This window comes from Corynebacterium sp. HMSC068H04 (genome assembly GCF_001811255.1).
GTDB lineage: Bacteria > Actinomycetota > Actinomycetes > Mycobacteriales > Mycobacteriaceae > Corynebacterium > Corynebacterium hesseae.
Genome location: NZ_KV803996.1, coordinates 15,032 through 28,293, shown reverse-complemented (window position 1 = coordinate 28,293; position 13,262 = coordinate 15,032). Strand labels below are relative to the sequence as shown.

General features: G+C 61.7%; 10 protein-coding genes and 1 pseudogene. 2 read left to right on the top strand and 9 right to left on the bottom strand.

All coding sequences use genetic code 11. From position 1 onward, the window contains the following. Positions 1-231: 231 nt before the first annotated feature. Positions 232-618: pseudogene (locus HMPREF2792_RS06145) on the top strand (IS110 family transposase); the annotation flags it as partial. Positions 619-620: 2 nt separating this feature from the next. Here the strand turns inward: HMPREF2792_RS06145 and HMPREF2792_RS06140 are convergent. The 3 genes from HMPREF2792_RS06140 to glf form a co-directional block, all read right to left on the bottom strand. Then, complete coding sequence (locus HMPREF2792_RS06140) at positions 621-1,229, bottom strand: three-helix bundle dimerization domain-containing protein (protein ID WP_046647606.1); 609 nt, start codon at positions 1,227-1,229, stop codon at positions 621-623. Positions 1,230-1,258: 29 nt separating this feature from the next. Continuing rightward, the gene (locus HMPREF2792_RS06135; protein WP_070531839.1) at positions 1,259-1,516 is read right to left on the bottom strand and encodes a hypothetical protein; all 258 of its coding nucleotides are present in this window, start codon (positions 1,514-1,516) and stop codon (positions 1,259-1,261) included. A 74-nt stretch (positions 1,517-1,590) separates the two neighbouring features. Beyond that, entirely contained in the window at positions 1,591-2,787 is a 1,197-nt protein-coding gene (gene glf / locus HMPREF2792_RS06130; protein WP_070531836.1) for a UDP-galactopyranose mutase, read from the bottom strand. Positions 2,788-2,955: 168 nt separating this feature from the next. Here glf and HMPREF2792_RS06125 point away from each other — a divergent pair, with 168 nt between their 5' ends. Next, a complete protein-coding gene (locus tag HMPREF2792_RS06125; RefSeq protein ID WP_070531833.1) occupies positions 2,956-4,887 on the top strand; it encodes an N-acetylmuramoyl-L-alanine amidase in 1,932 nt (643 codons plus the stop codon). 89 nt (positions 4,888-4,976) lie between these two features. On the opposite strand, the gene HMPREF2792_RS06120 is transcribed toward HMPREF2792_RS06125, so the two are convergent. From HMPREF2792_RS06120 to HMPREF2792_RS06095, 6 genes are all read right to left on the bottom strand, one after another. Beyond that, the gene (locus HMPREF2792_RS06120; protein ID WP_070531830.1) at positions 4,977-6,077 is read right to left on the bottom strand and encodes an HNH endonuclease signature motif containing protein; all 1,101 of its coding nucleotides are present in this window, start codon (positions 6,075-6,077) and stop codon (positions 4,977-4,979) included. Between the two features lie 45 nt (positions 6,078-6,122). Beyond that, positions 6,123-6,968 (bottom strand): Cof-type HAD-IIB family hydrolase, encoded by an 846-nt coding sequence (locus HMPREF2792_RS06115; protein WP_070523840.1) that lies wholly within the window; start codon positions 6,966-6,968, stop codon positions 6,123-6,125. Positions 6,969-7,083: 115 nt separating this feature from the next. Further along, the gene (gene glpK, locus HMPREF2792_RS06110) at positions 7,084-8,631 is read right to left on the bottom strand and encodes a glycerol kinase GlpK (protein ID WP_070523843.1); all 1,548 of its coding nucleotides are present in this window, start codon (positions 8,629-8,631) and stop codon (positions 7,084-7,086) included. A 24-nt stretch (positions 8,632-8,655) separates the two neighbouring features. After that, positions 8,656-9,393, bottom strand: coding sequence for an MIP/aquaporin family protein (locus tag HMPREF2792_RS06105; protein WP_070531827.1), 738 nt, complete (start codon positions 9,391-9,393; stop codon positions 8,656-8,658). A gap of 74 nt (positions 9,394-9,467) precedes the next feature. After that, complete coding sequence (locus tag HMPREF2792_RS06100; RefSeq protein ID WP_070531823.1) at positions 9,468-11,192, bottom strand: glycerol-3-phosphate dehydrogenase/oxidase; 1,725 nt, start codon at positions 11,190-11,192, stop codon at positions 9,468-9,470. A 332-nt stretch (positions 11,193-11,524) separates the two neighbouring features. Continuing rightward, a complete protein-coding gene (locus HMPREF2792_RS06095; RefSeq protein ID WP_070531819.1) occupies positions 11,525-13,219 on the bottom strand; it encodes a lysophospholipid acyltransferase family protein in 1,695 nt (564 codons plus the stop codon). Positions 13,220-13,262: the final 43 nt, after the last annotated feature.

The window sequence follows — 13,262 nt, the reverse complement described above, 5'->3', positions numbered from 1 at the left end:
GGAACTAGTCGCTGGCTTCGGTATGGCTTGTTCCCGCCCCTGTCTGAAAATGATCCGGGGGTGATGCCGCCGAAGACAGTGACATCCTCAAACTGCTAATAGGAACCCGACCCAGCCCAGGTGGTATGAGGTCTCACAGTAATGTGGATGCCAGCGCAAGCATGTCCGACAACCCCAGCGATGAAGCTTAAATAGTCCAACTTCTCATTCATCGCTAGGAGGCATACACCCATGGCCTATGACTTCGTCATTGGCGTAGACGTCGGCAAATACTTCCACCACGCCTGCGTCCTCGATCCCCAAGGCAGGCAAGTCCTGTCCAAACGCATCAATCAGCATGAAGGCTCGCTACGCAAGCTCTTCGGCCAATTCCTCGCCGACAACGCCTCGGTCCTTGTTATTCCCAACAACATCGGCCGGTTGACCGTCGCAGTCGCCCAAGACATGGGGGCAGATGTTCGCCATCTACCAGGGCTTGCGATGCGGCAGCTCTCTCGCATCCACGTCGGCAACTCCAAGACCGATGTACGCGACGCCTACGTCATCGCCCATGCCGGTCTTAACCTTCCAGATTCCCTGCGCAGTGTCGACCGCGTTGAGGAAGTCTTTATCCAGCTGATTTAGGCCGTGACAGCGGCATCCTCCGAGATGGGCTCGATGCCCAGGCGGTTGAGCATGTAGAGCACGCGGGCGCCGAGGTCATCGGCCAGCTCGCGGGTCTCCTCCACGGTTTCTGCCGTGGCGATGTCCCAAATCTTGATGTCCTTGCCGGCCTCGTCGCGCGGGATCTCGCGGCCCAAGTACACGATGTAATCCGGGATGGTCACCAGACGCAGGTCCTCGAGGTAGCGGTCCGGGTGCTCCGCCATGCCGCGCTCTTGAAGCACGTGGGCCATGTGGGAGTCGGGGTCGTTTTCAGGGTGGGCTACGGCGGCATCGACGAGCAGGGCCTCGCCGGCGTACTTCTTCGTCAGCGCTACGGCAGCCTGCGCCAGCGCGTGGTCAGCTCCTGCGGCGAAACGCACGTGGATGCGGTGCGTACCGAAGTGCTCGCGCACCTCGCGCTCCACCATCACGGGGATGAACTCTTCTAAGGTTGCGCCGGCCTCGTGGCGCTCAATGGTGGCGTCGAGGAAGGAATCAATCTCCTGCGCGGTGTATTCGTGGCCATAATCTGCGTGCAGGTCTTGGCGCAACGTATCGAAACGGCGGGCATTCGGGGAAGTCATCTCTAAACTCACTTTCTGTTCGCCTATTGTTAACCTGCTGTTAACTTTAACCAATCGTTGAGCGCCCGACAAGTTTTATGTGCGGCATCCCGGCCCCGTGCGCTGGCGAAACCTCCCAAAGAAAGGCCAAAGGCCTGCCGGGTGTTCCGGCAGGCCTTCCTGGATTGTTCCTTCTTCTTATCGGGAATGCGCGTTGCGCGACTGCGCAGCTTGAGGTGTTCCTCGAGCCGCTCCGGGGACATCTTCCACATGCTGCGGTCTGCGCGCTTCTTTTTGCGCTGGGCCATGCCGTCACCTCCTTCCATCGAGGTGTCTCAGCATAGCGCGCCACGGGAACTAACCCGTACAGGCCGCACGCGGCTTAGTGGCCGCGCTCCTGCTCCAGGGCCTTGCCCTCATTCCAGAACGGGGCCAGCTTGTTATCGAACATGCTCAGCGCGGACGCGATGGCCATATGCATATCCAGGTACTGGTAGGTGCCCAGGCGGCCACCAAAAAGAACCTGGTTCTCGCGGGCCTCAGCGGCGGCGAGCCTGCGGTAGGCCTCCAGCTTGGAGCGGTCCTCCGGGGTGTTGATCGGGTAGTACGGCTCATCGCCCTTCTCGGCAAAGCGCGAGTACTCCTTCATAATCACCGTCTTGTCCTTGGGGTACTTATCGGCGCGCTCCGGGTGGAAGTGGCGGAACTCGTGGATGCGGGTGTAGTCCACGTCCGCATCGTTGTAGTTCATCACCGGGGTGCCCTGGAAGTCACCGGTCTCCAGCACCTCCAGGTCGAAGTCCAGCGTGCGCCAGCCCAGCTCACCCTCGGCGAAGTCGAAGTAGCGATCCAGTGGGCCGGTGTAGACCACCGGCGCGCTTGGCGACGCCCCCCGCACCTCCTCGCGCACGTCGAACCAGTCGGTGCCCAGACGGACGTCGATAAGCTCGTGCTCCGCCATCTTCTCCAGCCAGGCCGCGTAGCCGTCGACGGGCAGGCCCTCGTAGGTGTCGTTGAAGTAGCGGTTGTTGAAGGTGTAGCGCACCGGCAGGCGCGTGATGTTGCCGGCCGGCAGCTCCTTCGGGTCGGTCTGCCACTGCTTGGCCGTGTAATCACGGATGAAAGCCTCGTAGAGCGGGCGGCCAATGAGCGCGATGGCCTTCTCCTCCAGGTTCTGCGCCTCATCTACGGCGAACTCGCCGGCCTGCTCCTTGATGAGCTCGCGCGCCTCGTCCGGGGAGTAGTAGCGACCGAAGAACTGGTTAATCAGGCCCAAGCCCATGGGGAACTGGTAGGCCGTGCCGTCGTGCATGGCGAAGACGCGGTGCTGGTAGTCGGTGAAATCGGTGAACTGGTTGCAGTACTCCCACACGCGCTTGTTCGAGGTGTGAAAGAGGTGTGCGCCGTACTTGTGGACCTCGATGCCGGTCTCCGGCTCGGCCTCCGAGTAGGCGTTGCCGCCCAGGTGCCCGCGGCGCTCGACGATGAGCACCTTCTTGCCCAGCTGGGAGGCTGCGCGCTCGGCCACGGTCAGGCCGAAGAATCCAGATCCAACAACGATGAGGTCATATGCAGTCATGGCCACCAGCTTAAGGCAGCAACACGTGCAAACGGCGGGTGACACCCAAGCGAGGAAACTCGCGTGTCACACCTTCTGCCACTCCAACACCTGACGTAGCATCTGTCCCGTTAGTTAACTTTTTGCGCTTCTCTTAACCTTGTGGCGCCACCATCCTAGGGAGTAACAGTGCACCTCAAACGTCGTCTTGTTCCCGCGAAATCGACGTGGTCAACGCCGGTTATCGCCACGGTCACCTCGATCGCTGTGGTCGCTGCCGCAGCCGTGGGCGGCCAAACCCTCATCCAGACCCAGGAAGCGGGCAGCGGCCCCATCGAAGTGAGCTCGGCCTCCGAAACCTTCGGTTCTGGCGAAACGGTCGTGGTGGATGACCCGGCCATCGCAGCCCAGGGCGAGGGCGAAGGCCCGCGCGCCGTCAAGCAATTCCACCGCGATGAGACCTTCTCCTCCTTCGCCGTCACGTGGAAGGGCACGCGCGATGTCGCGGCCTTCGTCCGCGCGAAGCAGCCGGACGGGTCCTGGTCCGAGTGGTACGACATGGACTCGATGTCCTACAACAACGATGACCCCAATGCCACGAACGGCACCGAGCTCATCTTCGTGGGCGATACCAACGACGTGCAGGTCTCCATCAACAACGTGGACCTGGTGACCGGGTCGAACTTGGATGAGAAACTCACCGAGTCCCCCGTTGAGGACGCCGCGCTTGACGACGCCCCCTTCAACGTCGGCGACATCGCCCCCGTTGCCGAGACCGAAGAGCTTCCGGCCAACAGCGACGTCGAAGGCCTCGAGGCTGTCTTCATGGACGGCAACGCCCAGGAGGGCGAGGGCATTGAGCCAACCGCTGAGACCGATGGCATGCCGCGCGTGGTTTCGCGCGCCGGCTGGGGCGCGAATGAGAATATCCGCTGCAAGGGCGCCGACTACGACGACGGTGTGAAGGCCATCGCGCTGCACCACACCGCGGGTTCCAATAACTACACCCGCGCGCAAGCAGCCGCGCAGGTGCGCGCTGCTTACCAGTACCACGCCCAGAATTTAGGTTGGTGCGATATCGGATACAACGCGCTGGTGGATAAGTACGGCACCATCTACGAGGGCCGCTACGGCGGGCTCGCTAAAGCTGTGCAGGGTGCGCACATCGGCGGTTTTAACAAGAACACGTGGGGTATCTCCATGATCGGCAACTACGAGACTGCGCAGCCGACGGAAGCCCTCTTGGAATCTGTCACCGACCTCGCCGGCTGGAAGGGCGCGATTTCCGGCGTCGATCCGTCCTCCCGCGTTTCACTCCGCTCGGAGGGCTACGGCGGCTCGCGCTACCCGGCGGGCGCTTCAGCCCCCGTCTATGGCCTCTTCGGCCACAGCGATGTGCACTACACCGCGTGCCCGGGGCAATACACCATTGCCCAATGGCCGAAGATCCGCGCGGCGGCGCACAAGAAGTACCTGGCCATCAAGTCGGGCGCGTCTGGTTCGACGTCGACGGACTGGGACAGCGAGGATACGACCACACCAGACACCCCTGACTCCACGCCGAGCACGGCTGCGCCGTCTGCCCCCGCACCGGCCCAGGAGGCAACATCCTCGCTGGGCGATACTGAAATCCCGATGAGCACCGTAACAGCACTGGTAGGCCTGGCCGGCACGCTCTTCGCCATCATGTATGCCCGCTCGGACCAGCAGATTGACACGGACCAGACCGTCAACGGGCTGCCGGTGGAGCAGATCCCGGGCATCGTGACCAAGGTACTGTCCTTGAGCAAGAACGAGGGCTTGAAGGAAACGTGGACGGCGGTCCTTAACGCCTTCGGCCCAGCGCTGGGATTGGCTGTGGGCGGGCCGGATGAGTCGGCCGGCATCATCTACCAGCTCTTTCAGAACGGCATCGTCCTAGGCTCTGAGGACACTGGTACGCACGCACTCGTGGGACGCATCGCCAAGGAATGGGCGTCCGGCGACAACGCGGCGACGCTCGGCTTGCCGACGTCCAACGAAGTCCCCACCGGCCTCGGCAAGGAAGTCCGCGTGCAGTTCCAGGGCGGTTCCATTGTCTACAACCCGGAGACTGAGCAGATTCAGGTGTTCACGGACTAACCCCAAAGCACCCCAAGTCTAAGCGGGATCGCCGATGTAGCGGGAGCCACCTGATGGCTTCCGCTTCGGCATTTATTTGGGCTTGGGGTTTAGGTATCCGGGAGGGCTGAACCTAAAAAGTCCCCTGTGGTCTGCTGCTTCAATGCTGCCTGTGCCGCTTGGTATGCCGGCTGCGAAGTAATCGGCTCCGCCCAGGGTGGTACATACCCCACCCCGCCCCGCAACCTAAAGACATAGCCGGCACCAGTCGGCTTATCCGGGTCATCATCATTGATGCCATTGTGATAAGCACACAACATCGTCAGATTCGGCGGATCCGTCGCCCCACCCGCCTGCCACGGCACTAAATGATGCACCTGGCAATAATCCGCCGGCTTATTACACCCCTCACGCGCACACGTCGGATGCTCCGCACTCGCCATTAACCGCTGCTCAAACCCAGCCAAACGCCGCACACGATGCAACCACACCGGCCCTATAGTCGGATGCACCAAAGTCACATACCCAACCTCAGCAAACTTATAGGTCACAAACTCCCGGCCCGTCATCCGCCCACCGTTGGTAAGCACGAGCTCAATATCATCGCCCTCACCCCGCACAATCTGGTCCAACTCATCCAACGTAACCACCACATTGGTCGCCACCGCAGGCTTCGAACCCCCATGCGCCTGGTTAAAGAACACCTGACCTGCCGCATCCAACAAATCAGCCGGATTAATCGACTCCAAAGTCCCACGCATCTCACTAATGCGCAAGGCTGAATCAGTAATCGTCAACGAATGCGGCCCCACCTTCCGGTACGTCAAGCGCACCCCAGGTTCAGGCACCCGCTGCGGCCGCAACTGCTTCAAGCGTTCCTTCGCTACCTTTGGGATTTGGTGTGCTGGAGTCCCTGCCAACCTGACACGCAGATTCCACGCATCCAACTCCTTTTTCACCTTGGCGGTATACGCCTCAATCAAGTTCAACGACGCCACATCATGTCCTTGGGCAACCGCAGCCGCACGCGCTTGGCGCTGCTTGCCCGTAAAACGCGTCGACCCAAAATACACACGATGCAGCCCAGCTAACTCCACCGCATCAGCCAATGAAGCGCCACGCGCGCGTAAATCATCCACACTGCCTACCGCAAGCCCCACAAGATCCAACCCCGAACTGCGGTAGGAGAAATAAGTCTCCAAATCCCCCATGCGACAAAGACTAAAACACCACCACGCACCCCGCAACCGGAGATATCAGAACCAGCGCTCGAGGACCTTTGCCACACCTGCTTGATGGTGCGGCAGCGTCACTGCATCTGCAGCGGCCACGACATCCGGATGCGCATTCTCCATGGCAACACCGCACCCTGCCCACTCAAGCATCTCGATATCGTTGGGCATATCGCCAAAGGCGATGATGTCTTCGCGGGCGATACCGTGATGCTCAGCCAGCCACTTCACTCCGCGGCGCTTCGTCACGTTGGGGGCCGCAACCTCTAGAACGCCCTCGGACATCGAGTAGGTCACGTGAGCAAGCTCGGAATCAATGTGCGGCGCGATGAGTTCGTAGAGTTCCGGCGCCGAGAACGCGGTATTACGAATCAACAGCTTGACCGCCGGTCGAGACACCAACTCCCCCACGCTCACCAGCCCGAAGCCCTCAAAGAGCGCGTTCTCTGAATAGTGCGATTCCACCACGAAGAGTTCCTCAACCGGGTCCAAGACCGAGCCTCCCGCGCGCTCCGCCCCGAAGCCAACCCCGCCATGCGGTTCGAGCACCTTTGCAGCGACCTTCACGGTTTCAGCGAGGGCCTCAGGCGAAAGCTCGTGGGCGGAGAGAACGCGGTCCTCCGCCGAGTCATAAATCACCGCACCATTTGATGTCACGCAGACTGGGCGCACGGTCAGCTGCTCGAGCACGGGCATGATCCACCGGAAGGGGCGCCCAGTTGCCAGCGCAAACTCGCTGCCCGCGGCGACCGCACGGGCCACAGCTTCGCGGTTTCGCTTGGGCACCCGGTGGTTTCGGTCCAACAAAGTACCGTCGATATCGCTGATGATGAGGCGCGGAGCGTGGTCCGAGAATACTTCATTGGCCATAGCCCCGAGTCTACGTCAGGTTGAGACACACGACGGCACGGATAAGCGCCCAACGACGAAAGCGGCCGCCACGAGATTACTCGTCACGGCCGCGTCCTCGTGCGTCGTTCAGGTCTTAGGCAATCACGTCGTCATCGTCCACGTCTTCCCAGTTCAGGGAACGCTTGATGGCGCGCTTCCAATCGCGGTAGAGAGCCTCGACTTCTTCCTTTTCGCGTTGCGGCTTCCACACCTTGAAGTCACCCTGCTGGGAGCTCAGCACGCTGAGGTCATCCCAGAAGCCGGAGTCAAGGCCCGCGGCGAATGCAGCACCGGTGGCGGTGGTCTCCACGTTCTTCGGGCGGTGCACCTCCACGCCAAGCATGTCCGCTTGGAACTGCATGAGCAGCTCGTTCATCGTCATGCCGCCGTCGACGCGCAGCTCGGTGATCTCCACGCCGGAGTCCGCCACCATGGCATCGGCGACGTCGCGAGTCTGGTACGCCGTGGACTCGAGGACCGCGCGGGCCAGGTGTTTGCGGTTGGCAAAGCGGGTCAGGCCCACGATGACGCCGCGGGCATCCGGGCGCCAGTACGGGGCGAACAGACCAGAGAAGGCAGGAACGATGTAGACGCCACCGTTGTCCTTAACCTCACGGGCCATGTTCTCGATGGAGGCAGAGTTCGGGATGATCTGCAGGTTATCGCGCAGCCATTGCACCAAGGAACCGCCCATGGACACGGACCCTTCGAGCGCATAGACAGGGCGCTCGCCCTCGCGCTGGAAGCACACGGTGGTGAGCAGGCCGTTCTCGGAGAACTTCGGGGTAGTACCGGTGTTGAGCAGGAGGAACAGGCCGGTACCGTAGGTATTCTTGGCGGAACCCGGGCGGAAGCAGCCCTGGCCGAACATGGCGGCCTGCTGGTCACCTAAAATGGCGCGAATCGGCACGCCGGCCAGCGAGCCGCGCTCACGCACGGTTCGGAAGTCACCCAGGGACGGGCGGATCTCCGGGAGCATGGACGTCGGGATACCCATCTCCTTGCACAGTTCCTCATCCCACTCGAGCTTCTCGATGTCCATGAGCAAGGTGCGCGAGGCATTGGTGACGTCGGTGGCGTGCAGGGCCTCCTGGCCGTTGTCACCGTCGGCACCACCGGTGAGGTTCCACAGCAGCCAGGTATCGATGGTGCCGAAGAGCAGCTCGCCCTTTTCAGCGCGCTCGCGCGCACCCTCGACGTTATCGAGGATCCACTTGACCTTCGGACCGGCCGGGTACGAGTTGATGATGAGGCCGGTGCGGCGGCGCCACTTGTCCGCACCCTCGTCGCCGGCGAGCTCCTTACAAATCTCTGTGGTGCGGGTGTCCTGCCAGACAATGGCGTTGTACACCGGCTTGCCCGTGTTCTTGTCCCACACAACGGTGGTCTCACGCTGGTTAGTAATACCGAGGGCGGCGATGTCTTCGACGTTGATATCGCCGTTGGCCAAAGCCTCACCCACCGCGCGGCGGGTGTTGCTCCAGATTTCCTCCGGGTCATGCTCGACCCAGCCTTTCTCCGGGAAGATCTGCTCGTGCTCGAGCTGGCCAACGGACACCTGTTCGCCGTCGTGGTTGAAAATAATGCAGCGGGTAGACGTGGTTCCCTGATCAATTGCTGCTACGTAGCTCTTGGTAGACATTGTTTTCTCCTTGTCGGGGTTGGTTTAAAGAACCATGGACAACAGGCCAACGGCGACGGCCGCCAGCATCGGTGCAACTACCGGGACCCATGCATAGCCCCAGTTGGCGTCTCCCTTGTCCTTAATGGGAAGGACGAAGGCGTACATGATGCGGGGGCCAAGGTCACGGACCGGGTTAATCGCGTAGCCAGTGGCGGTGCCGAGGGACAGACCAATAGAGACGATGACGAAGGCAACACCGAAGTAGCTCAGCGGGCCCAGCTCTCCTCCGGTTGGGCCGAAGGCGATGAACATGAGCAGCACGCAGGTAGCGATGAACTCGGTAACCGCGTTCCACCCGTTATTCGGGTGCGCGGGCTTGGTAAAGAAGATGCCCCCGGTGTTCTTGTTGGCGCCGGTGACGTTGCCGGCTTCGTCGAGATTGTTGGCGTCGAAAAGCTGCTTAAAGGTAGCCCAGGCAAGGAATGCACCAAGCATGGCGCCGAGAATCTGCCCCAGCAGGTAGTAGGGAACGAGGCTCCACTCGAGGGAACCATTCACGGCCAGCATGATGGTGACCGCCGGGTTGAGGTGGCCACCGGTGGGGTCGGCAACACTAGCGCCGATGAACACCGCGAGGCCCCAGCCCATAGCGATGACGATCCAATCCGAACCGCGCGCGCCCGAGGTTCGAAGGTTAACAACGGCGCACACGCCGTTACCGAGCAGGAGCAGCAGCGCAGTGCCGATGAACTCCCACAGGAATGCATCCATTCCGGTCATTAGATGTCCTTTCTTATCTGCCTAGGCCAAGGGCCCAGCGAGGGATATCCACCGCTCGCTGGGCCCCGCGACTTTTAGGCTTCTTCCTTGGTGGCTCGTGCGCTGCCTGCGCGCTCGAGGATGTCGTTTGCCTCACGGTCGGTCAGTGCCGCCTCGGCGGCGAGCTCTGCCTCGGTGTGCTTGGTGAAGTGGGAGACTTCGCGCTCAATATCGGCCTGATCCCAGCCCAGCAGCGGGGCAACGAATTCAGCGATCGGCTGTGCGGCGGCGACGCCGCGGTCGGCGAACTCGATGGCCACGCGCAGACGACGGGTCACGATATCGTCGATGTGCAGAGCACCCTCGTGGGTTACGGCGTAGCGAACCTCAGCCCAGATGTAGCTTTCAGCGCCCGGAACCGGCTCGAGCAGCGTGGCGTCCTCAGCGGCTGGGGCCAGCACCTCACCGATCAGCGAGCCATAGCGGCCGAGCAGGTGCTCGATGCGGTCTTCGCTGAGGTTATAGCGGCGAGCCAGCGCCGGTACCTGGTTGGCCAGCGCGTGGTAACCATCCGCGCCCAGAATCGGGGTGCGCTCGGTAACGGACTCGGACACCTTGGAACCCAGCTCCTTCACGGCCAGGTCCACGGCGTCCTTACCAATGACGCGGTAGGTGGTGTACTTGCCGCCGGCGACGGAAACCATGCCCGGTGCCACGCGGGCCACGGCGTGGTTGCGGGAGAGGTTGGTGGTGGAGTCGGACTTGCCGGACAGCAGCGGGCGCAGGCCGGAGTACACGCCGACGATGTCATCGCGGGTGATCTTGTTGCGCACGCGCTGGTTGACCTGGTCCAGGATGTAGTCAATATCCGCCTTGGTCGGGGCCGGATCCGGCAGGGATAGGCCCTTTTCCCAATCGGTGTCGGTGGTACCGATGATCCAGTATTCGCCCCACGGGATGACGAAGAGCACGGACTTTTCGGTGACGAAGCACAGCGCGGCTTCCGCGTCGAGGGCATCCTTCGGAACCACGATGTGCACGCCCTTGGAGGCATGAACCGTGAACTTTCCTTCGACGCCAGCCATCTGCTGGAGCTTGTCGTTCCACACGCCGGTCGCGTTGATGAAAACCTTGCCTTTGACGGTGGCCTCGCGGCCGGTTTCCAGGTCGCGGACCTTCGCAGCGGTGACGCGTCCGCGGGCGTCCTTCTCAAAGCCAATGACCTCAGTGCCGGTACGCACGTTGGCCCCGTATTCGGCGGCGGTGCGCAGGACGGTCATGGTGTGGCGGGCGTCGTCGACAAGCGTGTCGTAGTAGCGCACGCCACCGACGACGGCGTCCTCCTTGAGGCCCGGGGTCACCTTCAGCACGCCCTTGCGGGTGAGGTGCTTCTGCATCGGAACGCTCTTGGCGCCACCCATAAGGTCATAGAGGGTAAAGCCGCCAAACATCATGACGCGCTCCCAGCCGCGGTGGGTCAGCGGGAAGATGAACTTCAGCGGCTTCACCAGGTGCGGTGCAAGAGTGGACATGTTGAGCTCGCGCTCCTTGAGGGACTCCGCCACCAGGCGGAAATCAAACATGGCCAGGTAGCGCAGGCCACCGTGGAACATCTTGGAGGAGCGCGACGAGGTGCCAGCGGCGAAGTCGCGGGCCTCGAGCACAGCCGTCTTCAGGCCACGAGTGGCCGCATCCACGGCGGCGCCGGCGCCTACGGAACCTCCGCCGATGATGACGACGTCATAGTCCTCGGTGGAGTAGTCATTCCAGGTCTTTTCAAAATACTCAGGGTTGAAGCTTGTAATACTCGTCGTGCTCATTGTTGACTGAGTCTCCTCTCTCGCTGCACGGCGTCAGAAAGTCCTGTCCAGTTGACGGAATGCGCAGCATATCGTGCTCATCCACCACGAGCGCCCTGCTCACCGATGCCTCGGCTACCTGCCCGAGAGGCGGATGAAGAAGAAGTTTTCTCCCAAAGCCAATGCTATATATCACCTGGATTTCTCTCCGGAGACGCTACTCACACGTAGGTTTCGTTGCCGTAAGCTGGCATTTTCAAGAAGCTTCATAGGTTAACAAAATAAACTAACACCCCCTTCCGGGGGTGTTAACGGGCGTCACGAACTCTCCACAAGTCCAGGGATATAAGGACCTATTCCTTCTCTCGTTGCAGGCGCGCCATCGCCTCCAACACCTCAGCCATGCCATAACGCTCCGAGGAATACGTCACCGCACGGGCAGCCTTAATCACCTCAATGGGGGCGGTCTCCAGCGCCACCATATGCACAGCGACGCCTTCCCCACCCTCCGCAAAGGTCTCATCCCCTGGCTCGTTGGCAAAGAACAAGAGATCCTTGGACTCGGCGCCGATCTTCTTCACCACGGCTGCCAACCCCTCCGCAGGCGAAGACGCGGTCACCACTGCGCCGCCAGGGGCATCGTTAAACTGCACCCCTTCGGCCCCGTCCGCGCAGGCAATGCGCCAGCAGGTTTGGGGGAGATCCCCAAAAGCCGCAGCGTCCAGCACCTCGCCCTGCGGCGAAATCACGATCACTTCCTCAACCTGCGGGTGCAGTTGTACAAGCGCCTCCTGGAGCCGCTTCGAAATCTCGCCGTTCTCCATGCTCAACGCACTCTGATCCGCCGCAATAACCCGCGGCGCTTCAGAATATTCAGCCTTCACCCGGTGAGGCAGGCGGGAAACGATGATGCGCGATTGCGTCGCCGCAGACAGCAAGCCCTGCTCCACCACGGATCCGGCGAAAATCTCCTTGCTGCTCGCCGTCATCGAGGCCTGGGCTTCCATCACGTCGGATTTCAGTTGCGCCATGACCTCCGTGACCTTGTCGCGGCCTTCCCCGACGCCGCGCATGGCTTCCTCAACCACCGAGTTGAGGTTCTCCTTGATCCACTCGAGGGTTTCCGGCGCAGTACGCGGGCGATTCTTCTCTGCGGCATCGGCTCCAGCTTCTGCAGTACCGGTTTCCTCGTTACTGCCCGGCTTCATCAGCGCCATCCGGTCGCGCATGAGCTCCACCGTGGCCTCGGAGACGCGGTCCTTAAGGCTTGTCAGATCATCGCGCAGCCGACGCACGCGGTAGCGCTCACTCTCCACCTCGGAGTCCTGGGCCTCTGCCTCCTCCAACGTCGGGGCGCCGCCGCCCTTGCGTGCCGGCACCCAGAACTCGCCGGCCGGCATCGGGCCAAACTCCGCTTCGTAGTCGGCCCACAGGCCCTCCAGGGCCTCCTGCATCCGGCGGCGTACCTCAGCGATGTCCGCGTCAAAGTCACCCGTCGTGTAATAAGGCTCCAAGGCCTTAATCAGCACAGGCGCCTTCGTGCGGCCCAGATGCTTCTTCTGCCCCTTCGTCCACAGGCGCTGGGAGCCAAAGATAACCTGCGGAATAATCGGCACCCCCGCGCCATGAGCAATCCGCGCCGCGCCATTGCGCATGCTGCGAATCTCGAAGCTGCGGGAAATCGTCCCTTCCGCGAACACCCCAACGAGCTCCCCGCTCTTGGCCAGCTCAATGCCCTTCACAATCGACGCCCCACCATCGATGCGGTCCACCGGCACATGACCCATCAGCCGAAAAAGTTGTCCTGCCACCGGCGTCTTAAAAATAGAGGCCTTAGCCAGGTAGCGCACCAAGCGGCGCTTGCGATACGCCAGGAAAGCCCCAAAGAGAAAATCCATGTAGCCGGTGTGATTGCACACGATGACGGCCCCGCCCTTATCCGGGATATTCTCCTCCCCGGACAGGCGCATCTTGAGCCCCTGAGCAATAGTCACCCCGCGCCCGATGTGCGTGATCTGCCGGTAAAGGAAGTTAGCCACAACGCTCATAGTGCTCCAAATGCTTAAGACCTCGCCGCCGGTGGAAGGCAGC